Genomic DNA, 22,680 nt, shown 5'->3' with positions numbered 1-22,680 from the left:
CGAATGAAAGAACTCGTTTTACCTCTGCCGGACGAGGCAGCGACTGTCGCTTTGGGCACCACTTTGGCCAAGGCCTGCGATCGCGCCAGCGTCATCTATCTCTACGGCGACCTGGGCGCCGGTAAAACCACCTTCAGCCGTGGTTTCCTGCAGGCGTTGGGGCATCAGGGCAATGTCAAAAGCCCGACCTACACGCTGGTGGAACCCTATGCCTTGCAGCCGCTGGCGGTGTATCACTTCGATCTGTATCGCCTGGCCGATCCGGAAGAGCTTGAATTCATGGGCATTCGTGATTACTTCGCGCAAGACGCCATCTGCCTGGTCGAATGGCCGCTGCAGGGCACCGGCGTGCTGCCGGAGCCGGACCTGGCGCTGCACCTCGGCTATCAGGGCGAGGGGCGAGAGGCGAAGATTGAGGCGATTTCCGCATACGGCAGCCAGTTGTTAGACCGCATTCATGGATCACAGGGATGATGCTGCAATGACGCAGGTGTTGAAAAAATTTGCGGTCATCATGCTGATCGCCGTGCTGGGGCCGCTCGGCGCGTTGAACGCGCTGGCGGCATCCTCGCTGTCCGATATCAAAGTGTCGAACGCCCAACGCGAAGCGACGGTGTCGGTGAGCTTCAATGGCCCGCCGGACTATGCGTTTTTCCCGCTGCACGGCCCGGAACGGGTGGTGCTGGACGTTAACCAGAAGGGCAAAGTCGGCGGCCTGCCGCTCAACTTTAGCGGGCAAAACCTGGTAAAGAGCATTCGCTCCAGCGCGCCGAAAGACGCTCAGAGCGTGCGCCTGGTGTTTGATCTGACCCAGCGCGCCAAAACCCGCGTTTCCACTCGCCAGAACGGCGGCGTGCATACCGTGGTATTCACCATTTCGGCTGAAGGCGGCGCCAATATCGTGGCGCGTAAAGCGCCGGTGCAAACGCCTCCGCCGGTCGCCGTCAGTCAACCGCCGCGTCAGGCGCCGGTTGCGGTGCGTGAAGCGCCGGAGCCGCCGCTGCGCAAAGCGCCGACGGGATCGAATCCCTTTACCCAAAAACAGACTGTGGTCGCAGGCACCGCCACTGAGGTCACGCCGCGCAGCAGCCGCGTTTCCGCCGGTTCCGGCGATCGGGTGGTGGTGGCGATCGACGCCGGCCACGGCGGCCAGGATCCGGGAGCCATTGGCCCGAGCGGGTTGAAAGAAAAGAATGTCACCATCGCCATCGCACGCCGCCTGCAGGCGATGCTGGACGCCGATCCGCAGTTCAAACCGGTGCTGACGCGTAACGGCGACTATTTTATCTCGGTGATGGGGCGTTCCGACGTTGCGCGCAAACAGGGCGCCAACGTGCTGGTCTCCATCCACGCCGATGCCGCGCCAAACCGCAGCGCCAGCGGCGCTTCCGTCTGGGTGCTGTCCAACCGCCGCGCCAACAGTGAAATGGCCGGCTGGCTGGAACAGCATGAGAAGCAGTCTGAGCTGCTCGGCGGCGCCGGCGATTTGCTGGCCAACAGCCAGGCCGATCCTTATCTGAGCCAGGCGGTGCTGGATCTGCAGTTCGGCCACTCGCAGCGCGTCGGGTACGATGTGGCGGTGAAGGTGCTGCAGCAGCTGCAGAGCGTCGGATCGCTGCATAAACGTCGGCCGGAACACGCCAGCCTGGGCGTGCTGCGTTCGCCGGATATTCCATCGCTGCTGGTGGAAACAGGATTTATCAGTAATAGCACGGAGGAGCGGCTGCTGGGCAGTAGCGCGTATCAGGAGAAGATTGCCAAGGCCATTCATAACGGCCTGCGCAGCTACTTCCTGGCGCATCCGCTGCAAGCCGACCCAAAGGTGGAAAACCGACCGCTGGACGTCGCAGCGGCGGTTAACACCTCAACACCAGACGTGCGCCAGCCGGAGCCTATCGTCAGCCCGGCCGGCGCGAGCCGCAGCATTAGCGGCAAAACCCAGATCCACGTGGTGAAGCGGGCGGAGACGCTGTCCGGCATCGCCGACAGCTACGGCACCACCATGGCGGCCCTGCGGGATCTGAACAAACTGAAGAAAGACGGCGTGTGGGTCGGGCAACGCCTGAAGGTGCCGGCGGGGAAAACCGCCGCCGTCACCGCCGTCGCCAAGGCGAAAACGCCGGCGAAGAAGCCGTCTAAACATAAAGTGGCCCGTGGGGACACGCTGTCCTCTATCGCTTCTCGTTATGGGGTCAGCGTCGGCGATCTGAAACGGGTCAATAATCTGAAGTCGGACGTCGCGCCGCTGGATCGGACGCTGACCATTCCGCAGGCCTAGCGCCACCGCTACAGGAGTCAGCATGCCTATCCAGGTGTTACCGCCACTGCTCGCCAACCAGATCGCCGCCGGAGAGGTGGTTGAACGCCCCGCGTCGGTGGTCAAAGAGCTGGTGGAAAACAGTCTGGACGCCGGTGCGACGCGCATCGATATCGATATCGAACGCGGCGGTGCCAAGCTGATCCGCATTCGCGATAACGGCTGCGGCATCGGCAAGGACGATTTGGCGCTGGCGCTGGCGCGGCACGCTACCAGTAAAATCAGCACGCTCGACGACCTGGAAGCGATCGTCAGCCTCGGTTTTCGCGGCGAAGCGCTGGCCAGTATCAGTTCGGTGTCCCGTTTGACCTTGACGTCGCGCACCGCCGAACAAAGCGAGGCGTGGCAAACCTATGCCGAAGGGCGCGAGCAGGCGGTGACGGTCAAACCCGCTGCACACCCGGTCGGCAGCACGCTGGAAGTGCTGGATCTGTTTTACAACACGCCGGCGCGCCGCAAGTTCATGCGCACCGAGAAAACCGAATTTGGCCATATCGATGAAGTGGTGCGGCGCATCGCGCTGGCGCGTTTCGATGTGGCGATCAACCTCAGCCACAACGGCAAACTGATCCGCCAATACCGGGCGGCGAAGGAAGAGAGCCAGCACGAGCGCCGTTTGGGCAGCATCTGCGGCCCGGCGTTTTTACAGCATGCGTTGAGCATCGACTGGCAGCACGGCGATCTGAGCATCCGCGGTTGGGTGGCGGATCCGGCCGGGGCACGCCAACTGGGTGAAATGCAGTATTGTTACGTCAACTGTCGCATGATGCGCGATCGTTTGATCAATCACGCCATTCGTCAGGCCTATCAGGATCAGTTGAAGGACGATCAGCAGCCCGCTTACGTGCTGTATCTGGAGGTCGATCCGCACCAGGTGGATGTCAACGTTCATCCCGCCAAGCACGAGGTGCGTTTCCATCAGGCGCGGCTGGTGCACGATTTTATCTACCAGGCGGTGACCACCGTGCTGCAACAGGCCGGGCAGACGCCGTCGCTGCCGCTGGCGGAAACGCCGGACGAAGCGCCCGCGCCGGTCTGGCAGCAGGAAAACCGCGTCGCCGCCGGCGGCAACCATTTTTCTCTGCCGGCGTCGCGTCGTGAAACGCCGTCATCGCCCGGCGTCGCCCGCGAGCGCGCGCCGCAGCCCGGTTGGCAAACGGCGGGCGGTTACCAAAAACGCGAAGGCGAGCTGTACGGTAAACTGATGCAGCCCGCCGCCGAGCCGCCGGCCGAGGCCGCGCCGGAAACCCCGAGCAAGCCGCCGCTGTTCCCGCCGGCGAAAGCCGCAGCGGAAACGCCGTTGGCGGGTAGCCAGCACAGTTTTGGCCGAGTGTTGATGATCCATCCGCCGTGTTATGCGTTGATTGAACAGTGCCAGCAGCCGGCGTTGCTCAATCTGACGGTGGCGGAACGCTGGCTGCGCCAGGCGCAGCTCAACCCGCCGGCAGAAGGGCTGCGGCCGCAGCCGCTGCTGATCCCAGTCAAGCTGACGTTGGAGAAGAGCGAAGCGGCGGCCATCGCGCGGCATCAGGCGCTGTTGGCGGCGATGGGGCTGGATCTGCAGGCGGATCATGGCCGTGTGACGCTGCGCGCAGTGCCTTTACCATTACGCCAACAAAATTTACAAAAACTGATACCTGAACTGTTAGGCTATCTGGCCGAACATCAGGAGATGTCGCCCGCGGTGCTGGCCACCTGGCTCGCTCGCCGCCTTGGCAGCGAACATGAACAGTGGAACACCTCGCAAGCGATACAATTGCTGACCGACGTTGAACGACTTTGCCCGCAGCTGGTCAAATCGCCACCGAGCGGACTTTTACAACCCGTTGATTTACAGGCCGCACTGGCGGCCCTCAAGCATGACTGACACTGAAATGACACCACGTCCCCCGGCTATTTTCATCATGGGGCCAACCGCCTCGGGCAAGACCGCGCTGGCGATCGCGCTGCGTGAACGCCTGCCGGTGGAGCTGATCAGCGTCGATTCCGCGCTGATTTATCGCGGCATGGATATCGGCACCGCCAAGCCGAGCGCCGAAGAATTGGCGCAGGCGCCGCATCGGCTGATCGATATTCGCGATCCCGCCGAAGCTTACTCGGCCGCGGAGTTCCGCGCCGATGCGCTCAAAGAGATGGCCGACATCACCGCCGCCGGCCGCATTCCGCTGTTGGTGGGCGGCACCATGTTGTATTTCAAGGCGTTGCTGGAAGGATTGTCGCCGTTGCCGTCCGCCGATCCCGCGGTGCGCGAGCGCATCGAACGGCAAGCGGCGGAGCAGGGCTGGGAGGCGTTGCACCGTCAGTTACAGGCGATCGATCCGGTCGCGGCATTGAGAATTCATCCGAATGATCCGCAGAGACTGTCCAGAGCACTGGAAGTTTTTTTTATTTCGGGTAAAACTTTAACGGAACTGACTCAAATTTCGGGTGAATCGTTGCCGTATCAAGTTCACCAATTTGCGATAGCGCCGACCAGCCGTGAGTTGATCCATCAACGCATCGAGCTGCGGTACCATCAAATGTTGGCGGCGGGTTTTGAGACGGAAGCGCGTGCACTTTTCGCACGGGGTGATTTGCATACGGACTTGCCCTCCATTCGCTGTGTCGGTTACCGCCAGATGTGGTCATACTTGTCTGGTGAAATTAGTTACGATGAGATGGTTTATCGTGGTATTTGCGCAACACGTCAGTTGGCTAAACGCCAAATGACCTGGTTACGGGGTTGGGAGTCGGTCCATTGGTTGGACAGTGAAAAGCCGGGAGAGGCTTTGGACTCAGTGACACAGGTTGTTAGTGCATAGGTTGGGTGATTGTGTACAATTGCTGAGTATTCAGCGCGCAAATTTTTTACGTCGTTTATTTTAGAGCCGACAGGTTCTTAGTTACAAACAACAAGCAAATAAGGAAAAGATAGAATGGCTAAGGGGCAATCTTTGCAAGATCCGTTCCTGAACGCATTGCGTCGTGAACGTGTTCCGGTTTCTATTTATTTGGTGAATGGTATTAAGCTGCAAGGCCAGATTGAGTCTTTTGACCAGTTTGTCATCCTGTTGAAGAACACGGTTAGCCAGATGGTGTACAAGCACGCTATCTCTACCGTTGTCCCGTCACGCCCGGTTTCGCATCACAGCAACAACCCGAGCGGCGGTTCAAGCAACTATCACCATGGCAACAATCCGTCTGCGCAGCAACAGCCGCAGCAGGAAAGCGATGACGCTGAATAAAGCGCGTTGCAAGTCAACCATGACGGGGAGCATAAGCAGCCGCGGGCTGTTTATGTCCCCCAAACTCACGGTGAGTGTCCGTTTGAGAGGTTGCACGCTTGTTTGACCGTTATGAAGCCGGTGAGCAGGCCGTACTGGTTCATATCTATTTCTCGCAAGACAAAGATACGGAAGACCTCAACGAGTTCGAATCGCTGGTCTCCTCAGCCGGTGTCGAAGCTTTGCAAGTGGTGACTGGTAGCCGCAAAGCCCCGCATCCGAAGTACTTTGTCGGCGAAGGAAAGGCCGAAGAAATTGCAGATGCGGTGAAAGCCAGCGGCGCGTCTGTTGTCCTGTTTGATCATTCCCTTTCCCCGGCGCAGGAAAGAAACCTCGAGCGCCTGTGCGAATGCCGGGTGATCGATCGCACCGGGCTGATTTTAGACATCTTCGCCCAGCGTGCCCGCACCCATGAAGGTAAGCTGCAGGTGGAGCTGGCGCAGTTGCGTCACATCGCCACGCGTCTGGTACGCGGCTGGACGCACCTGGAGCGGCAAAAAGGGGGGATTGGCCTGCGCGGGCCGGGGGAAACCCAGCTTGAGACCGACCGTCGCCTGTTGCGCGATCGCATCAGCTTGATTCTGCGCCGCCTGGAGCGGGTAGAAAAGCAGCGTGAACAAGGCCGACGCGCGCGGACCCGTGCCGATGTGCCGACCGTATCGCTGGTGGGCTACACCAACGCCGGCAAATCCACCCTGTTTAACCGAATAACGTCTGCCGAGGTGTATGCGGCGGACCAGCTATTTGCCACCCTGGATCCTACGTTGCGGCGCATTGACGTGCCGGACGTGGGGGATACCGTGTTGGCGGATACCGTAGGCTTCATCCGGCACCTGCCGCACGATCTGGTGGCCGCCTTCAAGGCGACGCTGCAGGAAACGCGCCAGGCATCTCTGCTGCTGCACGTCATCGATGCCGCAGATCCGCGCGTCGATGAGAACATCGAAGCGGTGAACACCGTGCTGGCGGAGATAGACTCGGATGAAATTCCTACACTGTTAGTGATGAACAAAATAGATATGCTGGACGATTTTGTGCCGCGTATCGACCGCAACGACGAAAACCTGCCGATCCGGGTGTGGCTGTCCGCCGCCAGCGGAGAGGGTATTCCGTTGCTGTATCAGGCGTTGACGGAGCGCTTATCGGGGGAGATCGCGCATTACGAATTGCGCTTACCGCCACGGGCAGGCCGTCTTCGCAGCCGTTTTTACCAGCTTCAGGCGATTGAAAAAGAGTGGAACGAAGAAGATGGCAGCATTGGCGTGGTGGTGCGAATGCCGATCGTCGAATGGCGTCGTCTCTGCAAGCAAGAACAGGACCTGATTGACTTTATCGTATGATCATATCCTGTTACATTTATGCTTCGCGAAAGCCTGAAGTACCCAATCACAGAATATGGAGCTAAAACATGGCGTGGAATCAGCCCGGTAATAACGGACAGGACCGCGACCCGTGGGGGAGCAGCAATAACAATGGCGGCAACTCTGGCGGTAACAACAAAGGCGGTCGTGATCAAGGGCCACCTGATTTGGACGATATCTTCCGCAAACTGAGCAAGAAATTGAGCGGTTTCGGCGGGGGCAAAGGCTCCAACAGCAATAGCGGCGGCACCGGCACCTCTGGGTCGGGCTTCAGCGGCCGCATTATCGGTATCGCGGCGGTCGCCGTGGTGGTGATCTGGGCCGCCAGCGGCTTCTACACCATCAAGGAAGCCGAGCGCGGCGTCGTGACGCGTTTCGGTAAGTTCAGCCATCTGGTGCAGCCGGGTCTGAACTGGAAGCCGACCTTCATCGACGACGTGCGTCCGGTGAACGTGGAGTCCGTGCGCGAGCTGGCGGCGTCCGGCGTGATGCTGACCTCCGATGAAAACGTGGTGCGCGTGGAAATGAACGTGCAGTACCGCGTGACCAACCCGGAAGCGTACCTGTTCAGCGTCGTCAATGCCGACGACAGCCTGAGCCAGGCGACCGACAGCGCCCTGCGCGGCGTGATCGGCAAATACTCGATGGACCGCATCCTGACCGAAGGCCGTACCGTGGTGCGTAACGATACGCAGCGCATGCTGGAAGAGACCATTCGTCCTTACAACATGGGCATCACGCTGCTGGACGTCAACTTCCAGGCGGCGCGTCCGCCGGAAGAGGTGAAGGCGTCGTTCGACGATGCGATCGCCGCGCGTGAGAACGAGCAGCAATACATCCGTGAAGCGGAAGCTTACGCCAACGAAGTTCAGCCGCGTGCGAACGGCCAGGCGCAGCGTTTGCTGGAAGACTCCAAGGCTTATAAGGACCGCACCGTCCTGGAAGCTCAGGGTGAGGTGGCGCGCTTTGCCAAGCTGTTGCCGGAATACAAGTCCGCACCGCAGATCACCCGCGAGCGTCTGTATATCGAAACCATGGAAAAAGTGCTGGGCCATACCCGTAAGGTGTTGGTGAGCGACAAAGGCAACAACCTGATGGTGCTGCCGCTGGATCAGATGCTGCGCGGCCAAGGCGCGGCGACGGAGAGCGGCAACAAGGATACCAGCCTGATTCGCCTCAATCCGAATCCTGCGCCGGCTGCCAACAGCAGCACTCCGCGCACCAGCGGCGGATCGGTTATGGATCAGCGCCGGGCGAATGCGCAGCGTGACGACACCACTCGCGTAGGGAGAGAGTAATCAATGCGTAAGTCTTTTGTAGTTATTGTCCTCGCGGTGCTGGTGGTGCTGTACGCTTCGCTGTTCGTGGTGCAGGAAGGCCAGCGCGGCATCGTGCTGCGCTTCGGCAAGGTGCTGCGCGATGGCGAAAACAAGCCGCTGGTGTATGCGCCGGGTCTGCACCTCAAGATCCCATTCATTGAGACCGTGAAGAACCTGGATGCGCGCATCCAGACCATGGACAACCAGGCCGATCGCTTCGTGACCAGCGAGAAGAAAGACCTGATCGTCGACTCCTATCTGAAGTGGCGTATCAGCGATTTCAGCCGTTACTATCTGGCGACCGGCGGCGGCGACGTCTCCCAGGCCGAAGTGCTGCTGAAACGCAAGTTCAGCGACCGTCTGCGTTCCGAAATCGGCCGCCTGGACGTGAAAGACATCGTGACCGACTCGCGCGGCAAGCTGATGTCTGACGTGCGTGACGCGCTGAACACCGGCACAGTGGGCGACGGCGAAGAAGTGGCGACCACCGAAGCCGATGACGCTATCGCCTCTGCGGCGGCGCGCGTTGAGCGGGAAACCACCGGCAAACAGCCGCAGGTGAACCCGAACAGCATGGCGGCGCTGGGCATCGAAGTGATCGACGTGCGTATCAAGCAGATCAACCTGCCGGCCGAAGTGTCCGACGCCATCTACCAGCGTATGCGCGCCGAGCGTGAAGCGGTAGCCCGTCGTCTGCGCTCGCAGGGCCAGGAAGAAGCCGAGAAACTGCGCGCCAGCGCGGACTACGAAGTGACTCGTACCCTGGCGGAAGCCGAGCGTCAGGCGCGTATCACCCGTGGTGAAGGCGATGCTGAAGCAGCCAAGCTGTTCGCCAACGCGTTCAGCCAGGATCCGGACTTCTATGCCTTTATCCGCAGCCTGCGTGCCTATGAAGCCAGCTTCAAGGACAATCAGGACGTGCTGGTACTGAGCCCGGACAGCGATTTCTTCCGCTACATGAAGTCGCCTGATACCCTGCGCAAATAAGCGTGGGAGGCAATCTGATCGAGGGCCCGTTTACGCGGGCCCTTTCTCGTTTTTGGGGGATGCATGAACTCAACGATTTGGCTGGCGCTCGGGCTGGTTCTGGTGCTGGAAGGATTGGGGCCGATGCTGTTTCCGCAGGCCTGGCGCAAAATGATTGTGGCGATGTCGCAGTTGCCGGACGCGACGCTGCGGCGATTTGGCGGTGGAATAGTGGTTGCGGGCTGCGTGATCTACTACATGTTGAGCGGCCGCACGGGTCTTTAAAGTCTAGACCAAAATTTATGCAATCGTATGCTAAAAGTGCTGAAAATCGAAAATTACGGTGGTAGAATCCATTTTTAAGCAATCGGTGATTTTGAAAAATGGGTAAGAACGTCGTCGTACTGGGCACCCAATGGGGTGACGAAGGTAAAGGCAAGGTTGTAGACCTGCTGACTGAACGGGCTCAATATGTTGTGCGCTACCAAGGTGGCCATAACGCTGGCCACACTCTGGTAATCAACGGTGAAAAAACCGTTCTTCATTTAATTCCTTCAGGTATTCTGCGTGAAAACGTCACCAGCATCATCGGCAACGGTGTTGTTCTGGCGCCGGACGCGTTGATGAAAGAAATGGGTGAACTCGAAGCGCGTGGCATCCCGGTACGCGAACGTCTGTTACTCTCCGAAGCTTGCCCGTTGATCCTGCCTTACCACGTTGCGTTGGATAACGCGCGTGAGAAAGCGCGCGGCGCGAAAGCGATCGGCACCACCGGTCGCGGCATCGGCCCGGCTTACGAAGATAAAGTGGCTCGTCGCGGCCTGCGCGTCGGCGACCTGTTCAACAAAGAAACCTTCGCCGTTAAGCTGAAAGAGATCGTCGATTACCACAACTTCCAGCTGGTCAACTACTACAAAGTTGACGCCGTCGATTATCAGGCGACGCTGGACTACGTGCTGTCTATCGCCGACATCCTGACCGCCATGGTGGTTGACGTTTCCGAACTGCTGGACGGCGCGCGCAAGCGTGGCGACCTGATCATGTTCGAAGGCGCTCAGGGCACCCTGCTGGATATCGACCACGGTACTTACCCGTACGTCACCTCTTCCAACACCACCGCAGGCGGCGTGGCTACCGGTTCCGGCATCGGCCCGCGTTATGTGGACTACGTGCTGGGCATCGTGAAAGCCTACTCCACTCGCGTGGGTGCAGGTCCGTTCCCAACCGAACTGTTCGATGAAACCGGCGAGTACCTGTGCAAGCAGGGTAACGAGTTCGGCGCCACCACCGGCCGTCGTCGTCGTACCGGCTGGCTGGACGCGGTAGCGGTGCGCCGCGCCGTGCAGATCAACTCCCTGTCCGGCTTCTGCCTGACCAAACTGGACGTCCTGGACGGCCTGAAAGAAGTGAAGATCTGCGTGGGCTACCGCATGCCGGACGGCCGCGAAGTGGACACCACTCCGCTGGCGGCTGAAGGCTGGGAAGGCATCGAGCCTATCTACGAAACCATGCCGGGCTGGAGCGAAACCACCTTTGGCGTGAAAGAGCACAGCAAGCTGCCTCAGGCTGCGCTGAACTACATCAAGCGCATCGAAGAAGTGACCGGCGTACCGGTAGACATCATCTCTACCGGCCCGGATCGCAGCGAAACCATGATCCTGCGCGACCCGTTCGACGCATAATCAGGCTTTGCGGCATTAAACAAACCGGGCGCGTCCCGGTTTGTTTTTATCCTGACTCCCTCCGATTGCGGTTTCACGTCAAAAAATCCTTTCATAAACCCGCCTTAGGGCGCGGGATTCGCTAAATAATTAGCGACGAACTCTCCGGCTGGTTTATTATCCAATGAGTAATCTTTTGAATAGCGCCGAAAAGCGGCGTATCAGACGGGTAAAGTGATACCCAGAGGTAAAATGTGCAGTTAACAAGTTTTACTGATTATGGCCTGCGGGCGTTGATCTACATGGCCTCGTTGCCGCAGGACAAGATGACCAGCATCTCGGAAGTGACCGAGGTTTATGGCGTGTCTCGCAACCATATGGTGAAGATCATCAATCAGTTGAGCCGGGTAGGTTTTGTCACGGCGGTGCGCGGTAAGCATGGCGGCATCCGTTTGGGCAAACCGGCCGAGAGCATTCGCCTCGGCGACGTGGTGCGGGCGCTGGAGCCGCTCGCGCTGGTTAACTGCAGCAGCGAGTTTTGCCACATCACCCCTGCCTGCCGATTGAAGCAGGTGCTCCAACAGGGCGTACAGAATTTCCTTGAAGAGCTGGATAAGCATACGTTGGCCGACATGGTCGAAGACAATCCGCCGCTCTACAAGCTATTGCTTGTCGAATAAAACGACGTTGAGAAGACAAGGCTCAACGTCATCCTGCTGATGACAACGGAGGAACCGCAATGTCACAAGATCCATTCCTGGAACGAGAAGCAGAAAAATACGAATCCCCTATCCCCAGCCGTGAATATATCCTGGCCCATTTGGCGAAAAGAGAAACGCCGGCCAGCCGCGAAGAACTGGGCAACGAATTGGGTCTCAGCGGTGAAGAACAGCTGGAAGCGCTGCGCCGCCGCCTGCGCGCCATGGAGCGCGATGGTCAGTTAGTGTTTACCCGCCGCCAGTGCTACGCGCTGCCGGAACGTTTGGATCTGCTGCGCGGCACGGTGATCGGCCACCGCGACGGCTACGGCTTCCTGCGCGTCGAAGGCAGCAAAGACGATCTGTACCTGTCCGCCGAACAGATGAAAATGGCGATCCACGGTGACGTGGTGCTGGCGCAGGCCTTGGGCGCGGACCGCAAAGGGCGCCGCGAAGCGCGCATCGTGCGCGTGCTGGTGCCGAAAACCAGCCAGATTGTCGGCCGCTTCTTCATGGACGCCGGTACCGGCTTCGTGGTGCCGGACGACAGCCGTCTGAGCTTCGATATTCTGATCCCGGCGGACAGCGTCAGCGGCGCGCGCATGGGCTTTATGGTGGTGGTGGAGCTGACTCAGCGTCCGACCCGCCGCACCAAAGCGGTCGGCAAGATCGTCGAGATCCTCGGCGACAAGATGGGCACCAGCATGGCGGTGGACATCGCGCTGCGCACCCATGAGATCCCGCATACCTGGCCGCCGCAGGTGGAAAAACAGGTGGCCGATCTCAGCGAACAGGTGCCGGAAGCGGCCAAGAAGGGCCGCGTCGATCTGCGCAAGCTGCCGTTGGTCACCATCGACGGTGAAGATGCGCGTGACTTCGATGACGCCGTGTACTGCGAGAAAAAACGCGGCGGCGGCTGGCGCCTGTGGGTGGCGATCGCCGACGTCAGCTACTACGTGCGTCCGCGCACCGCGCTGGACGATGAAGCGCGTAGCCGCGGCAACTCGGTCTATTTCCCGTCGCAGGTGATCCCGATGCTGCCGGAAGTGTTGTCCAACGGGCTGTGCTCCCTGAACCCGCAGGTCGATCGCCTGTGCATGGTGTGCGAGATGACCATCTCCGCCCAGGGGCGCCTGTCGACGGCCAAGTTCTACGAGGCGGTAATGAGCTCTCACGCCCGCCTGACCTACAACAAGGTGTGGCACATTCTGCAGGGCGATCAGGAGCTGCGCGAGCATTACCATCCGCTGGTCAAGCACCTGGAAGAGCTGCACGCCATGTACAAGGTGCTGGATAAGGCGCGCGCCGAGCGCGGCGGCATCGCGTTCGAAACCGAAGAAGCCAAATTCATCTTCAACGCCGAGCGTCGCATCGAGCGCGTAGAGCCGACGGTGCGCAACGACGCCCACAAGCTGATCGAAGAGTGCATGATCATGGCCAACGTGGCGGCCGCGCGCTTCGTCGAGAAACGCAACGAGCCGGCGCTGTACCGCGTGCACGATCGTCCGAGCGACGACCACATCTCCGCGCTGCGCAGCGTGCTGAGCGAGCTGGGGCTGACGCTGGGCGGCGGTAATAAGCCGCAGCCGAAGGACTATGCGGTGCTGATGGATGAAGTGTCCGAGCGCCCTGACCACGAAATGCTGCAAACCATGTTGCTGCGCTCGATGAAGCAGGCGATTTACGATCCGGAAAACCGCGGCCACTTCGGCCTGGCGCTGGCCTCTTACGGCCACTTCACCTCGCCGATCCGCCGTTATCCGGATCTGGCGCTGCACCGCGCGATCAAATATCAGCTGGCCAAGGAACACGGCGAGCCGAAAGAGCGCTGGACGCCGACCGGCGGCTGGCACAGCGAATTCGAAGAGATGCTGCAGCTGGGCGAACACTGTTCGATGACCGAGCGCCGCGCGGACGAAGCGACGCGCAACGTCGCCGACTGGCTGAAGTGCGACTTCATGCAGGATCACGTCGGTGAAGTGTTCAGCGGCATCATCTCCAGCGTGACCGGTTTCGGCTTCTTCGTGCGCCTGAACGATCTGTTTATCGACGGGCTGGTGCACGTATCAACGCTGGATAATGATTACTATCGCTACGATAATATCGGCCAGCGCCTGATCGGCGAGTCTTCCGGCACGGTCTATCGCCTGGGGGATACGGTGGAGATCCGCGTGGACGCGGTGCATATGGACGAGCGCAAGATCGACTTCGCGCTGGTGTCCAGCACCCGCAAAGCGCGCGGTGAAGGCAAAACCGAGCGCGATCGCGCCAAGAAAGGCGGCCAGCGTACGCTGCGCGACAACGGTAGCGCAGGGCGCGGCAAGCGCCGCGGCGGCAAACCGCCGGCCAACTTCGAGCCGGACAGCGCCTTCCGCAAGCAGGATGACGCCAAGCCTGCGGACAACGTGAAGAAGGCGAAAAAGAAAGCCAAGAAAGCGTCCGACAAAACGCGGAAAATCGCGGCGGCGACCAAAGCCAAACGCGCAGCCAAGAAGAAAGGTGCCGAGCAGGCCTAACCTGCCGCACATCGTTATCATCGGCCGGTTATCGCCGGCCGCACGAATTTAAAAGAGCATCATGAGCGAAATTATTTACGGCATCCACGCCGTCAAAGCCCTGTTAGAGCGCGACCCGCAACGCTTCCTGGAAGTGTTTATCCTGAAAGGCCGCGAAGATCGCCGCCTGCAACCGCTGATCGCCGAGCTGGAAGCGACCGGCATCGTGATCCAGGTGGCGAACCGCCAATGGCTGGATGACAAGGTTGAAGGCGCGGTGCACCAGGGGATCATCGCCCGGGTGCGCGAAGGGCGCCAGTATCAGGAGAACGATCTGCCGGGCCTGCTGGAGAGCGTGGAGACGCCGTTCCTGCTGGTGCTGGACGGCGTGACCGACCCGCACAACCTCGGTGCCTGCCTGCGCAGCGCCGATGCGGCCGGCGTGCACGCGGTGATCGTGCCGCGTGACCGTTCCGCCCAGTTGAACGCCACCGCCAAGAAAGTGGCCTGCGGCGCCGCCGAAAACGTGCCGTTGATCCGCGTGACCAACCTGGCGCGCACGCTGCGTCTGTTGCAGGAAATGAATGTCTGGGTGGTGGGCACCGCCGGCGAAGCCGACCATACGCTGTATCAGAGCAAAATGACCGGCCCGATGGCGCTGGTGATGGGCGCGGAAGGCGAAGGCATGCGCCGCCTGACCCGCGAACACTGCGACGAGCTGATCAGCATCCCGATGGCCGGTACCGTCTCTTCGCTGAACGTGTCGGTCGCCACCGGCATCTGCCTGTTCGAAGCGGTGCGTCAGCGCGGCTGATTCTCCTGACGGGGGCGCAGTGCCCCCGTTAATTCCCCCTCTTGTGATCCCGCCTGCGGCAGAAATCCCTGCGCCGACCATACTTACTCCTGACGCTTTTTTCAGGGAGCACTCTCATGGTCTGGACTACGCACACCGTTTTTAACCAACCCAAGCCGCTGGGCAACAGCAACCTGTTTCTCTCCGATACGCCGCTGCGTGAAGCGTTGCAGCGCGAGCAAGGCGGTTGGGACGCCGAGGTATTGGCTTCGCTGGGCCAGCAGCTCGGCACGCAGGAGTCGCTGGAGCTGGGGCGGCTGGCCAACGCCAACCCGCCGGAGCTGCTGCGCTACGACGCCACCGGCCAGCGACTGGACGACGTCCGCTTTCACCCGGCCTGGCATATCCTGATGCAGGGGCTGATCGCCAACCGGGTGCACAACCTGCCCTGGCAGGAGGATGCGCGCATCGGTTCCTTCGTGGCGCGCGCCGCGCGCTTTATGCTGCATGCGCAGGTCGAGGCCGGCACGCTGTGCCCGGTGACCATGACCTTCGGCGCCACGCCGCTGCTGCAGCAGGCGTTACCGGCCGAGTTTCGCTCCTGGCTGACGCCGTTGCTGTCGGATCGTTATGACGCTCACCTGCTGCCGGGCGGGCAAAAGCGCGGTCTGCTGATCGGCATGGGCATGACGGAGAAGCAGGGCGGCTCCGATGTCTTGAGCAATACCACCACCGCCACGCCGCTCGGCGCGCGTGGGCCGGGCGAAGCCTACCGGCTGGTGGGGCACAAGTGGTTCTTCTCGGTGCCGCAGAGCGATGCGCACCTGGTGCTGGCGCAGGCCGAAGGCGGGCTGTCCTGCTTCTTCCTGCCGCGCATTTTGCCGGACGGCAGCCGCAACGCCATTCGCCTGGAGCGGCTGAAAGACAAACTGGGCAACCGCTCCAACGCCAGCAGCGAGGTGGAGTTTCAGGACGCCGCGGCCTGGCTGCTGGGCGATGAGGGCGACGGCGTGCGGCATATCCTGAAAATGGGTGGCCTGACCCGTTTCGACTGCTCGCTGGGCAGCCACGGCCTGATGCGTCGCGGGCTGTCAGTGGCGCTGTATCATGCGCTGCAGCGGCAGGCATTTGGTAAGCTGTTGATCGAACAACCGCTGATGCGCCAGGTTCTGGCGCGCATGGCGCTGCGGCTGGAAGGGCATACCGCGTTGCTGTTCCGGCTGGCCCGCGCCTGGGAAAGCCGCAGCAATGAGGGCGAGCTGATCTACAGCCGCCTGCTGACGCCGGCGGCCAAATACAGCATCTGCCGCCAGGGCATGCCGTTCATCGCCGAGGCGATGGAGGTGCTGGGCGGCATCGGCTACTGCGAAGAGAGCGAGCTGCCGCGCCTGTACCGTGAAATGCCGGTGAACAGCATCTGGGAGGGCTCCGGCAACATCATGTGTCTGGACGTGTTGCGCAGTCTGCATAAACTGCCGGGCGCGCTCGAGATGTTGCAGTTCGAGCTGCAGCCGGTGCGCGGCCAGAATCGGTTGTTCGATCATGCCTGGCGGCAGTGGCAGCAGCGCGCCCGGCAACCGCGTGAAGAGATGGGGCGGCTGCTGACCCAGCAGCTGTTCGACCTGTGCTGCGCCGCGCAGCTGCTGCAGCATGCCAGTCCGCAGATCGCCGACGCCTGGTGCCACCTGACGCTGGATCATCGCGGCGAGAGCCTGCTGTCGGCCGAGGTGTGCGAACTGCTGCTGAACCGCGCCATCGGCGGTTAGGGAAAAGGGTGGCGCGCGGCGGCGAAAACCTTTTTAATTCAGCCTCACTCTGACAGGAAAATGCACATGGATATTCTCAGCGCGTTGGCGGCGTTCGCCTCTTACTTCTTCAGCGGTTTCGCCATGATTTTGGTGTTTCTGTTCGTCTATACCCGCATCACCCCGCATGACGAATGGGCGTTGATCAAGGCCGATAATCAATCCGCCGCCTTTGCCTTTATCGGCGCTTGCCTGGGGTATGTGATCCCGCTGGCCAGCGCGGCGATCAACTCGATCAGCCTGCTGGATTACCTGCTGTGGGGCGTGGTGGCGCTGGTGGTGCAACTGCTGCTGTTCGCGGCCGTGAAGATCTACATGCCGCGCATCAGCGAAAAGATCGAAGCGAATCATCTGGCCGCCGGGATTTTCCTGGGGGGCGTCTCCGTTAGCGGCGGCGTGTTGAATGCGGCGTGCATGAGCTACTAAAGGTATAAGATGGCCGAGGCGCGCCAGCCAAGCGGGTGCGCCTGTTCTTCCATCCGCAGGATGCGGTAATAGCTGGCGCCGTGTTGACCGGCGGTGCGGGCGATGGCCAGTTCCGCTTCCTGCGGCGAGCCGGGCAGATCGCTGAAGGTGATCTCGGCGATTTCACTGAGCGGCGTCACGCGATCGGCGGGCGCCAGCTCGGCGGACTGTGCGCCGGTGCTGAGCAACCCCATGGAAAGCAAGAGGGAGGTGAGTGCGGTGGAGCGTTTCATGGCGTTCCCCTTCGTCAGATCCTGAATCGCACCCGCAACATGCGGCATGCTGTCCCTCAGTGTGCAACACCCTGCTTCAGCCTGTGCAAAGCCAGTGTAAATCTGCTTAAAAAATCCCCGCCTTAGCGATACAGGATCGCCTGGGAATACCATTGGCCCGGCACGACGGTTTCGCTGTTCATGATGATCACATAATAACGGGCGCCGGCGGCGGTGGCCTTGCGCTGGATCTCCGCTTCCACGTCCATCGGGCTGCCGCGTACCACGGCGGTGACGGTGCCGATTTTCACCAGCTCGGCGGTCTGCGCGCGAACGATCTCCTGCGCCTGCGTGGTGGGCGGCGGCGGCGGTTTCGGCGTGGTGGTCATGATGCCGCAGGCGGAAAGCTGTGCGGCCAGCGTCAGGGCGATGAGTGTGCGGACAAACGTCATGGGAACCTCGAAAGAGCCGGTGCGATGGCTTCAGTGTAACGCAATATAAGCTGGAACAGATTGAGCTAACGCTGGCTGGCGCAAGTTTGTCATGATGAATGCCAACAGGTGAGTTGAGGATGAACGGATGATCGAAATTCATGACGAGCGGGCGGGCGATATTGCGGTGATCCATGCGGTGCCGGCGGGGCAGTATCATCGGCCGCTGCCGACGGTGTTCTTCTGCCATGGTTATACCTCGTCGAAAGAGGTGTACGCCTACTTCGCCTATGCGCTGGCGCGCGCCGGTTTTCGGGCGGTGCTGCCGGATGCCGATCGGCACGGCGAGCGGTTCGACGGCGATGAGACGCGGCGCCTGGCGGCGTTCTGGGAGATCCTGCGCGGCAATATCGACGAGCTGCCGCAGATCAAGGCACATTTTGAGCGGCTTGGCCTGATTGCCGACGGACGCATCGGCGTTGCCGGCGCCTCAATGGGCGGCATGACCGCGCTTGGCGCCTTCGCGCGCTTCCCGTGGATCCGGGCGGCCGCCAGTCTGATGGGCTCCGGCTATTACCGTTCACTGGCGCAAACGCTGTATCCGCCGTTGGGCGAAGAGGGCGAGGCGCTCTCGCCGGCGGCGTTTGCCGCGCGCACCGCCGTGCTGGCGGAATATGAGCTGGAAGGACGTTTGGAGACGATAGCCGGGCGGCCGTTGTTGCTGTGGCACGGCGAGACGGACGACGTGGTGCCTGCGGCGGACAGCCTGCGTTTGGCGGCCGAACTGCGGCGGCAAGGCGCGGATGGCCGTTTGACGTCGCTCGTCGAGCCGGGGGTGAAGCACCGCATCACGCCGTTGGCGCTGTCCGCCACGGCAGACTTTTTCCGCCGCGAGCTGTGATGCGCCGCCGGGCACGATGCATGGAATTGCAGCGCTCTGTGCCTGCTGTTTCGGCTATCGTTTGGCCGAATGAAGGGGAGAATGTCAGCGTGAATTCTTTCTGGGGCAGCAAGGAGCAGGGCATGATAAAGGGTATCAGCAAGACGGCCGACGCCGATCGCAGTTTGATGGGAACGATGAAAGCGCGCGCCGAGCTTAACTCAGCGGCCTTCAGCGAGATGCTGGAGGCAGCCGACGGCAAGGTGCATCCGCTGTCGCGCATTACCGCGCATACGGTGCAAAACATGACGGCACTGTTCTCTTTCGCGCCGAAAGCGGCGGCCACTCACACTGCGGCGCCGGGAGCACTCTCGTTCGAACAGCGGGCGACCCTGGCGGAAAGTGCCGATCTGCTGCAAATGCGCACCCACTATCTGCGGATGGCGTTGCAGTTGCACAATCCGGGCAAGGCGCTCAACGCGCCGGCGTTGCTCAAGCTCTGATTGGCGGGGGAAGCGGAGCGCCCAACGGGCGGCGCTCCGGTGCGGACTGAACGGGCTTTCTGATGAAGCCCTGGGATTTCCCTGGCGTGGCGCGTCTCTTTAGCGGTACAGCTCGGCGCTGACGTGCATCGTGCTGTTGTCGCCCGGTTCGTGCAGGGCGATGATGCGATAAGAGCTTGCGCCGCGTTGGTCGGCGATTTTACTGACCTGGCTGCTGGCGTCGTCCGGCGAAACCACATTCTGGTTCAGGGTGACGAAGCCGACGCTTTGGCGTTGATCGGCCTGGTGCGAGGTGATCTCCGTCGCGGCCATCACATTGGCGGAGAACAGGGCGGCCAGCGCCGTCGCGAGAATAATGCGTTTCATAGTGCCTCTCTTACTTTTTGCCGTTACGGCCTGACAGCGAGTGTCGCTGCGGCAAAAAGTCATTTATCTGCATTGAATAACCTGGGATCTTTTTCGTCGCGCTGTCTGCGGCGGATATGGTTAATTTTAGTCCGTTGCCGGCGATTAAAAAGCGGGGTGTTTTGAAGGCATCCTTCAAAAAAAGTGAAATAGATTTGTGACTCAACGCTGATTTCATTGAAAGATTTTTGAAACTGATGGATCGGCGTACATAGGTTCACTCACGAGCAAATCGTGCTATTTCCCATAGCGCCTCGCATTAACGCGAATAAAACCCACGCAGTCCTTGAGTTTCCCGCCCTGCGTCAGTATGATTACGCGTCATTTTTCAGCCGCACACTAAACACGTTCCTTGCTTCCATGGGCCGCGGTTGACCCTGACAGGAGGCTGAATAATCCGTAAGGAGCAATTCGATGCGTCATTACGAAATCGTTTTTATGGTCCATCCTGACCAAAGCGAACAGGTTCCGGGCATGATCGAGCGTTACAGTGCTACCATCACTAACGCGCAAGGTCAGATTCACCGTCTGGAAGACTGGGGCCGCCGTCAGCTGGCTTATCCGATCAACAAACTGCACAAAGCTCACTACGTTCTGCTGAACGTTGAAGCGCCGCAGGAAGCGATCGATGAGCTGGAAACTAACTTCCGCTTCAACGACGCCGTTATCCGCAGCATGGTTATGCGCGTTAAGCACGCGGTAACCGAAGCATCTCCGATGGTTAAAGCGAAAGACGAACGTCGTGGCGATCGCCGCGAAGACTTCGCTAACGAAACCGCAGATGATGCAGATGCTGGGGATTCTGAAGAGTAATTGCCGCCGTGACGGCTAATCGTCTGGTTTTGTCGGGCACTGTGTGCAAGGCGCCGGTTCGAAAAGTGAGTCCTTCCGGGATACCGCACTGCCAATTTGTGCTAGAGCACCGTTCGCAGCAGATGGAAGCCGGATTCAGCAGACAAGCATGGTGCCGAATGCCCGTGGTTGTCAGCGGACAACAGTCACAAGCACTAACTCAAAGATTAACGGTCGGCAGTCAGATTACCGTGCAAGGCTTTGTAAGCTGCCATCAAGGGCGCAACGGGCTGAGCAAATTGGTTCTGCATGCCGAGCAGATTGAATTGATAGATTCTGGAGACTAGCCAAATGGCACGTTATTTCCGTCGTCGCAAGTTCTGCCGTTTCACCGCGGAAGGCGTTCAAGAGATTGACTATAAAGACATCGCTACGCTGAAAAACTACATCACCGAAAGTGGTAAAATTGTACCGAGCCGTATCACCGGTACTCGTGCAAAATATCAGCGCCAGCTGGCCCGTGCTATCAAGCGCGCGCGCTACCTGTCTTTGTTGCCGTACACTGATCGTCATCAGTAATCGGCCACTGTCCATTAACGACTTTGAGAGGATAAGGTAATGCAAGTTATTCTGCTTGATAAAGTAGCAAACCTGGGCAGCCTGGGTGATCAAGTTAACGTTAAAGCGGGCTACGCTCGTAACTTCCTGGTACCACAGGGCAAAGCTGTTCCTGCTACCAAGAAAAACGTTGAGTTCTTCGAAGCACGCCGTGCTGAACTGGAAGCCAAACTGGCTGACGTTCTGGCTGCTGCTGAAGCTCGCGCAACCAAGATCAACGAACTGGGTTCAGTCACCATCGCTTCCAAATCTGGCGACGAAGGTAAACTGTTCGGCTCTATCGGCACCCGCGACATCGCTGACGCAGTGACTGCGGCAGGCGTTGAAGTTGCCAAGAGCGAAGTTCGTCTGCCGAACGGCGTTCTGCGTACCACTGGCGAGCACGAAGTGCACTTCCAGGTACACAGCGACGTGTTCGCACAGCTGAATGTAGTTGTGGTTGCAGAAGCGTAATTTACGCTACTGTTAACCGGTTAAAACGCCAGCCTCGCGCTGGCGTTTTGCTTTTCTGCGTCCGGCAAAACGCGCTACGCTTGAAGACGGGATGAAAAGGAGAGCGTGCGATGGCAACGATTACGCTACAGCGGGTTTACGATTTCAGCGCGCCGGCGCCGGAACACTGTTATCTGATAGACCGGCTATGGCCGCGCGGCATCAGCAAAGAGCGGTTGACGGGCGTGCAGTGGTTGAAACAGGTGGCGCCGGATGACGAGCTGCGCAAGTGGTTCCATCAGCATACCGACCAGTGGGAAGCCTTTGAGACGCGCTATCGCCAACAGCTGGCGGCCAACGACGCCTGGCAGCCGCTGGTGGCGCTGTTACGGCAGGGGCAAACGCTGACGCTGCTGTATGGCAGCAAAGATACCGAGCACAATCAGGGCGTGGTGCTGCGCGAGTTTCTGCTGGCGCAGCTGTAGAGATTAGCGTTCCCGGCGGTAGCTGCCGTCGGCCTGGCGGCGGAACAGCGCCTGGCTGTTGTCTGCCGTGGTGACCGACAGCGCGCTAATCACACCGTTGGCGTCGCGTTCGATGCGCACTTCCTGGCCGGCTTTCATGTTGCTCAGCGGCTTGTCGCCGCCTTCCACCTGTGCCATGGCGAACACTTCATTCACCGGCAGATTGTTGTCGCGAAACAGTTGGGCCAGGGTCTGGCCGGGCTGGATCTGATAACGCTGCCAGTTGCCTGCCGGCGTCGGTTCGTTGGCAGGCGCGGCGGCGCTACCACCGTTTTGCAGCTCGGCCTGCAGCGGCACGCTGGTTTCCTGCTGAGAGACCGGGAACGGCTGTCTTTCGGGCGAGTAGGGCCACAGCAACGCCAGCAGCAGAATGATGCCGAAGATCAGCACCCAGCGGCGATGAAAGTAGGGTAGCGGTTCCATCCAATGGAAACCGTCCGGCAGATGCCAGACTTTAATCAGCAGCGCTTTGACCCGCTGCATTTTGTCGTTGGCCGACGGCGGCTCCGATGGCGGTTCCGCGCCTTCAGCCGTGGGTGCGGCGCCTGGTTTCAGGCGCTGGCTGATGTTCAGCCAGGTGCGCAGCAGCGGCTGGTAGATGCGGGTGGTTTTCCTTCTCCTGGGCGCGATTCTGCCCATGGTGACCTCTCTTCGACGGCGTAATAATCAGTGCGGCGCGGCAAACGCGTCGCCTGCCCGATATCCTGCTTTCAGTATAGTCCGCTAACTGATTGAAGTGA

At 60.3% G+C, this 22,680-nt stretch carries 26 protein-coding genes; 22 read left to right on the top strand and 4 right to left on the bottom strand.

The annotated features are described in order from the left end of the window. Positions 1-3: 3 nt before the first annotated feature. From tsaE to ACMGF7_RS05990, 15 genes are all read left to right on the top strand, one after another. Positions 4-474 (top strand): tRNA (adenosine(37)-N6)-threonylcarbamoyltransferase complex ATPase subunit type 1 TsaE, encoded by a 471-nt coding sequence (gene tsaE, locus ACMGF7_RS06060; RefSeq protein WP_273890324.1) that lies wholly within the window; start codon positions 4-6, stop codon positions 472-474. A 7-nt stretch (positions 475-481) separates the two neighbouring features. After that, positions 482-2,278, top strand: coding sequence for an N-acetylmuramoyl-L-alanine amidase AmiB (amiB, locus tag ACMGF7_RS06055; protein ID WP_172575085.1), 1,797 nt, complete (start codon positions 482-484; stop codon positions 2,276-2,278). 22 nt (positions 2,279-2,300) lie between these two features. Next, positions 2,301-4,184, top strand: a complete 1,884-nt coding sequence (mutL, locus tag ACMGF7_RS06050; RefSeq protein WP_420286394.1) for a DNA mismatch repair endonuclease MutL — start codon at positions 2,301-2,303, stop codon at positions 4,182-4,184. Next, the gene (miaA, locus tag ACMGF7_RS06045; RefSeq protein ID WP_049243000.1) at positions 4,177-5,118 is read left to right on the top strand and encodes a tRNA (adenosine(37)-N6)-dimethylallyltransferase MiaA; all 942 of its coding nucleotides are present in this window, start codon (positions 4,177-4,179) and stop codon (positions 5,116-5,118) included. The genes mutL and miaA overlap by 8 nt, the downstream gene beginning before the upstream one ends. Before the next feature lie 114 nt (positions 5,119-5,232). Then, positions 5,233-5,541: an RNA chaperone Hfq gene (hfq, locus tag ACMGF7_RS06040; protein ID WP_004933678.1), complete on the top strand. Its 309-nt coding sequence runs from the start codon at positions 5,233-5,235 to the stop codon at positions 5,539-5,541. A gap of 98 nt (positions 5,542-5,639) precedes the next feature. Then, entirely contained in the window at positions 5,640-6,920 is a 1,281-nt protein-coding gene (hflX, locus tag ACMGF7_RS06035) for a ribosome rescue GTPase HflX (RefSeq protein ID WP_004933675.1), read from the top strand. 68 nt (positions 6,921-6,988) lie between these two features. After that, complete coding sequence (hflK, locus tag ACMGF7_RS06030; RefSeq protein WP_049243003.1) at positions 6,989-8,239, top strand: FtsH protease activity modulator HflK; 1,251 nt, start codon at positions 6,989-6,991, stop codon at positions 8,237-8,239. A 3-nt stretch (positions 8,240-8,242) separates the two neighbouring features. Beyond that, positions 8,243-9,247 (top strand): protease modulator HflC, encoded by a 1,005-nt coding sequence (gene hflC / locus ACMGF7_RS06025; RefSeq protein WP_004933669.1) that lies wholly within the window; start codon positions 8,243-8,245, stop codon positions 9,245-9,247. Between the two features lie 63 nt (positions 9,248-9,310). Beyond that, positions 9,311-9,511, top strand: a complete 201-nt coding sequence (locus ACMGF7_RS06020) for a DUF2065 domain-containing protein (protein ID WP_004933666.1) — start codon at positions 9,311-9,313, stop codon at positions 9,509-9,511. 98 nt (positions 9,512-9,609) lie between these two features. Then, a complete protein-coding gene (locus tag ACMGF7_RS06015; RefSeq protein ID WP_004933663.1) occupies positions 9,610-10,908 on the top strand; it encodes an adenylosuccinate synthase in 1,299 nt (432 codons plus the stop codon). A 233-nt stretch (positions 10,909-11,141) separates the two neighbouring features. Continuing rightward, entirely contained in the window at positions 11,142-11,567 is a 426-nt protein-coding gene (gene nsrR / locus ACMGF7_RS06010) for a nitric oxide-sensing transcriptional repressor NsrR (protein ID WP_015376391.1), read from the top strand. Positions 11,568-11,626: 59 nt separating this feature from the next. Beyond that, positions 11,627-14,101, top strand: a complete 2,475-nt coding sequence (rnr, locus tag ACMGF7_RS06005) for a ribonuclease R (protein ID WP_015376392.1) — start codon at positions 11,627-11,629, stop codon at positions 14,099-14,101. Between the two features lie 61 nt (positions 14,102-14,162). Then, on the top strand, positions 14,163-14,894 hold the full coding sequence (gene rlmB / locus ACMGF7_RS06000; RefSeq protein WP_004933653.1) for a 23S rRNA (guanosine(2251)-2'-O)-methyltransferase RlmB: 732 nt from the start codon (positions 14,163-14,165) through the stop codon (positions 14,892-14,894). A 116-nt stretch (positions 14,895-15,010) separates the two neighbouring features. Then, a complete protein-coding gene (locus ACMGF7_RS05995) occupies positions 15,011-16,639 on the top strand; it encodes an isovaleryl-CoA dehydrogenase (protein WP_049243007.1) in 1,629 nt (542 codons plus the stop codon). Between the two features lie 66 nt (positions 16,640-16,705). Then, a complete protein-coding gene (locus ACMGF7_RS05990) occupies positions 16,706-17,104 on the top strand; it encodes a DUF350 domain-containing protein (protein ID WP_016929354.1) in 399 nt (132 codons plus the stop codon). Here the strand turns inward: ACMGF7_RS05990 and ACMGF7_RS05985 are convergent. Together ACMGF7_RS05985 and bsmA are read right to left on the bottom strand one after the other, a co-directional pair. Then, positions 17,101-17,376 carry a DUF1471 domain-containing protein gene (locus ACMGF7_RS05985; protein WP_033633541.1) on the bottom strand — a complete coding sequence of 92 codons (276 nt, stop codon included), beginning with the start codon at positions 17,374-17,376 and terminating at the stop codon, positions 17,101-17,103. The genes ACMGF7_RS05990 and ACMGF7_RS05985 overlap by 4 nt on opposite strands. 122 nt (positions 17,377-17,498) lie before the next feature. After that, positions 17,499-17,807 (bottom strand): biofilm peroxide resistance protein BsmA, encoded by a 309-nt coding sequence (bsmA, locus tag ACMGF7_RS05980; RefSeq protein ID WP_004933642.1) that lies wholly within the window; start codon positions 17,805-17,807, stop codon positions 17,499-17,501. 127 nt (positions 17,808-17,934) lie between these two features. Here bsmA and yjfP point away from each other — a divergent pair, with 127 nt between their 5' ends. After that, entirely contained in the window at positions 17,935-18,687 is a 753-nt protein-coding gene (gene yjfP / locus ACMGF7_RS05975; protein ID WP_049243008.1) for an esterase, read from the top strand. Positions 18,688-18,809: 122 nt separating this feature from the next. Continuing rightward, entirely contained in the window at positions 18,810-19,169 is a 360-nt protein-coding gene (locus ACMGF7_RS05970; protein ID WP_033645683.1) for a hypothetical protein, read from the top strand. 99 nt (positions 19,170-19,268) lie between these two features. Here the strand turns inward: ACMGF7_RS05970 and ACMGF7_RS05965 are convergent, their stop codons facing one another. Continuing rightward, the gene (locus ACMGF7_RS05965) at positions 19,269-19,535 is read right to left on the bottom strand and encodes a DUF1471 domain-containing protein (protein WP_004933636.1); all 267 of its coding nucleotides are present in this window, start codon (positions 19,533-19,535) and stop codon (positions 19,269-19,271) included. Positions 19,536-19,988: 453 nt separating this feature from the next. On the opposite strand from ACMGF7_RS05965, the gene rpsF reads away from it, so the two are divergent. The 5 genes from rpsF to ACMGF7_RS05940 all read left to right on the top strand — a co-directional run bounded on the left by rpsF (position 19,989) and on the right by ACMGF7_RS05940 (position 21,901). After that, on the top strand, positions 19,989-20,387 hold the full coding sequence (gene rpsF, locus ACMGF7_RS05960; RefSeq protein WP_004933634.1) for a 30S ribosomal protein S6: 399 nt from the start codon (positions 19,989-19,991) through the stop codon (positions 20,385-20,387). A gap of 8 nt (positions 20,388-20,395) precedes the next feature. Next, a complete protein-coding gene (priB, locus tag ACMGF7_RS05955) occupies positions 20,396-20,713 on the top strand; it encodes a primosomal replication protein N (RefSeq protein ID WP_049233092.1) in 318 nt (105 codons plus the stop codon). 4 nt (positions 20,714-20,717) lie between these two features. Continuing rightward, entirely contained in the window at positions 20,718-20,945 is a 228-nt protein-coding gene (gene rpsR, locus ACMGF7_RS05950) for a 30S ribosomal protein S18 (RefSeq protein ID WP_000135199.1), read from the top strand. Between the two features lie 39 nt (positions 20,946-20,984). Beyond that, the gene (gene rplI, locus ACMGF7_RS05945; RefSeq protein WP_004933629.1) at positions 20,985-21,437 is read left to right on the top strand and encodes a 50S ribosomal protein L9; all 453 of its coding nucleotides are present in this window, start codon (positions 20,985-20,987) and stop codon (positions 21,435-21,437) included. Positions 21,438-21,547: 110 nt separating this feature from the next. Beyond that, positions 21,548-21,901 carry a DUF488 domain-containing protein gene (locus ACMGF7_RS05940; RefSeq protein WP_015376398.1) on the top strand — a complete coding sequence of 118 codons (354 nt, stop codon included), beginning with the start codon at positions 21,548-21,550 and terminating at the stop codon, positions 21,899-21,901. Positions 21,902-21,904: 3 nt separating this feature from the next. On the opposite strand, the gene ACMGF7_RS05935 is transcribed toward ACMGF7_RS05940, so the two are convergent. After that, positions 21,905-22,579 carry an OapA family protein gene (locus ACMGF7_RS05935; RefSeq protein WP_420286393.1) on the bottom strand — a complete coding sequence of 225 codons (675 nt, stop codon included), beginning with the start codon at positions 22,577-22,579 and terminating at the stop codon, positions 21,905-21,907. Positions 22,580-22,680 lie beyond the last annotated feature (101 nt).

Origin of the sequence: Serratia sp. BNK-17, assembly GCF_048684935.1 — a bacterium.
Taxonomy (GTDB): Bacteria; Pseudomonadota; Gammaproteobacteria; order Enterobacterales; family Enterobacteriaceae; genus Serratia; species Serratia nematodiphila.
The sequence above is the reverse complement of the archived record's forward strand: the minus strand, read 5'-3'. Positions and strand labels throughout refer to the sequence as shown.

Excerpts from the sequence above, each read along its gene's own strand:
- yjfP (WP_049243008.1), top strand. The coding sequence starts at position 17,935 with ATGATCGAAATTCATGACGAGCGGGCGGGCGATATTGCGGTGATCCAT.
- amiB (WP_172575085.1), top strand. The coding sequence starts at position 482 with ATGACGCAGGTGTTGAAAAAATTTGCGGTCATCATGCTGATCGCCGTG.
- ACMGF7_RS05935 (WP_420286393.1), bottom strand. The coding sequence starts at position 22,579 with ATGGGCAGAATCGCGCCCAGGAGAAGGAAAACCACCCGCATCTACCAG.
- mutL (WP_420286394.1), top strand. The coding sequence starts at position 2,301 with ATGCCTATCCAGGTGTTACCGCCACTGCTCGCCAACCAGATCGCCGCC.
- ACMGF7_RS05970 (WP_033645683.1), top strand. The coding sequence starts at position 18,810 with ATGATAAAGGGTATCAGCAAGACGGCCGACGCCGATCGCAGTTTGATG.
- ACMGF7_RS06015 (WP_004933663.1), top strand. The coding sequence starts at position 9,610 with ATGGGTAAGAACGTCGTCGTACTGGGCACCCAATGGGGTGACGAAGGT.
- ACMGF7_RS05965 (WP_004933636.1), bottom strand. The coding sequence starts at position 19,535 with ATGAAACGCATTATTCTCGCGACGGCGCTGGCCGCCCTGTTCTCCGCC.
- tsaE (WP_273890324.1), top strand. The coding sequence starts at position 4 with ATGAAAGAACTCGTTTTACCTCTGCCGGACGAGGCAGCGACTGTCGCT.
- rlmB (WP_004933653.1), top strand. The coding sequence starts at position 14,163 with ATGAGCGAAATTATTTACGGCATCCACGCCGTCAAAGCCCTGTTAGAG.
- ACMGF7_RS05985 (WP_033633541.1), bottom strand. The coding sequence starts at position 17,376 with ATGAAACGCTCCACCGCACTCACCTCCCTCTTGCTTTCCATGGGGTTG.
- hflC (WP_004933669.1), top strand. The coding sequence starts at position 8,243 with ATGCGTAAGTCTTTTGTAGTTATTGTCCTCGCGGTGCTGGTGGTGCTG.
- rpsR (WP_000135199.1), top strand. The coding sequence starts at position 20,718 with ATGGCACGTTATTTCCGTCGTCGCAAGTTCTGCCGTTTCACCGCGGAA.
- ACMGF7_RS06020 (WP_004933666.1), top strand. The coding sequence starts at position 9,311 with ATGAACTCAACGATTTGGCTGGCGCTCGGGCTGGTTCTGGTGCTGGAA.
- miaA (WP_049243000.1), top strand. The coding sequence starts at position 4,177 with ATGACTGACACTGAAATGACACCACGTCCCCCGGCTATTTTCATCATG.
- hfq (WP_004933678.1), top strand. The coding sequence starts at position 5,233 with ATGGCTAAGGGGCAATCTTTGCAAGATCCGTTCCTGAACGCATTGCGT.
- ACMGF7_RS05940 (WP_015376398.1), top strand. The coding sequence starts at position 21,548 with ATGGCAACGATTACGCTACAGCGGGTTTACGATTTCAGCGCGCCGGCG.
- rpsF (WP_004933634.1), top strand. The coding sequence starts at position 19,989 with ATGCGTCATTACGAAATCGTTTTTATGGTCCATCCTGACCAAAGCGAA.
- hflK (WP_049243003.1), top strand. The coding sequence starts at position 6,989 with ATGGCGTGGAATCAGCCCGGTAATAACGGACAGGACCGCGACCCGTGG.
- rnr (WP_015376392.1), top strand. The coding sequence starts at position 11,627 with ATGTCACAAGATCCATTCCTGGAACGAGAAGCAGAAAAATACGAATCC.
- rplI (WP_004933629.1), top strand. The coding sequence starts at position 20,985 with ATGCAAGTTATTCTGCTTGATAAAGTAGCAAACCTGGGCAGCCTGGGT.
- ACMGF7_RS05990 (WP_016929354.1), top strand. The coding sequence starts at position 16,706 with ATGGATATTCTCAGCGCGTTGGCGGCGTTCGCCTCTTACTTCTTCAGC.
- ACMGF7_RS05995 (WP_049243007.1), top strand. The coding sequence starts at position 15,011 with ATGGTCTGGACTACGCACACCGTTTTTAACCAACCCAAGCCGCTGGGC.
- bsmA (WP_004933642.1), bottom strand. The coding sequence starts at position 17,807 with ATGACGTTTGTCCGCACACTCATCGCCCTGACGCTGGCCGCACAGCTT.